The organism is Azospirillum himalayense (genome assembly GCF_042657465.1).
Lineage (GTDB): Bacteria > Pseudomonadota > Alphaproteobacteria > Azospirillales > Azospirillaceae > Azospirillum > Azospirillum himalayense.
Genome location: NZ_JBHSLC010000121.1, coordinates 1 through 690, shown reverse-complemented (window position 1 = coordinate 690; position 690 = coordinate 1). Strand labels below are relative to the sequence as shown.

Here is a 690-nt window from a genome sequence, read left to right as displayed (position 1 = left end):
GACTGGGAGGTGACGACGAGCTGATTGGCAATGCTGGAGCCGACATCCTTCAAGGGGGAGACGGCAACGATGTGCTGGTCGGGGGCGCGGACGCCGACCAGATCGACGGTGGCTCAGGAATGGACTTGGTAAGCTACAGCACCTCCACCGCCCCTGTTACGGTTTACCTCTCCCAGGGCACGGCATCGGGCGGGGATGCGCAGGGCGACAAGCTGATCAGCGTTGAAAGTGCGATGGGGTCGGATTTCAACGACACGCTTTACGGCGGAGCCGACGGCAACGTCCTCGTGGGTTTGCTTGGCAATGATGTGCTGTTCGGTGGCGGTGGCGATGACATAATTCGAGGGGACAAGGGTGACGACCTCCTGTACGGCGAAGCCGGCAGCGATTGGCTGGAAGGTGGCGACGGGAATGACGACTTCTTCGGCGACGCCGGCGGCGACTGGTTGGATGGTGGAAACGGCATTGATTATGTGAGTTACGGCATGTCTGACGCTGCGGTGACCGTCCGGTTGGATGTTGGCGTTGCGCTGGGAGGGTATGCTCAAGGCGACCGACTGGTGTCGATTGAGGAAGTTCTCGGGAGCAGCTACAATGACACACTTGTTGCCGACGCGCGTGGCAACACACTCTATGGAATGTTCGGTGACGATCTTCTCATCGGAGGTGCTGGCGCCGATCTCATGATAG

At 60.0% G+C, this 690-nt stretch carries 1 protein-coding gene; it reads left to right on the top strand.

From position 1 onward, the window contains the following. Positions 1-690 (top strand): calcium-binding protein (locus ACFPMG_RS34265; RefSeq protein ID WP_377000524.1); only part of this gene is annotated, 690 nt, incomplete at both ends.